The sequence below is a fragment of the Pseudonocardia alaniniphila genome (genome assembly GCF_022524485.1).
Taxonomy (GTDB): Bacteria; Actinomycetota; Actinomycetes; order Mycobacteriales; family Pseudonocardiaceae; genus Pseudonocardia; species Pseudonocardia alaniniphila.
The window spans coordinates 1-516 of sequence record NZ_JAKXMK010000115.1; the positions used below are offsets into that span (position 1 = coordinate 1).

The window sequence follows — 516 nt, forward strand, 5'->3', positions numbered from 1 at the left end:
ACCACCGGCCCCCTGGGCCAAGGCCTGGCCTCCGCCGTGGGCATGGCCATGGCCGCCCGCCGCGAACGCGGCCTGTTCGACCCCGAACCCCCACACGGCGAGAGCCCCTTCGACCACCACATCTACGTCATCGCCTCCGACGGCGACATCGAAGAAGGCGTCACCTCCGAAGCCTCCTCCCTCGCCGGCACCCAACAACTGGGCAACCTCACCGTCATCTACGACAAGAACCGCATCTCCATCGAAGACGACACCACCATCGCCCTGTCCGAAGACACCGCCAAGCGCTACGAGGCCTACGGCTGGCACGTCCAAATCGTCGACAGCGGCGAAAACGTCACCGGCATCCTCCAGGCCCTCGACAACGCCCGCGCCGAAACCGACCGCCCCTCCTTCATCGAACTGCGCACCATCATCGGCTACCCCGCCCCCACCACGATGAACACCGGCAAAGCCCACGGCGCCGCACTCGGCACCGACGAGGTCGCCCAGGTCAAGAAGATCCTCGGGTTCGAC

General features: G+C 66.9%; 1 pseudogene. It reads left to right on the forward strand.

The window, feature by feature from the left end:
* Positions 1-516: pseudogene (locus MMF94_RS43235) on the forward strand (transketolase); the annotation flags it as partial.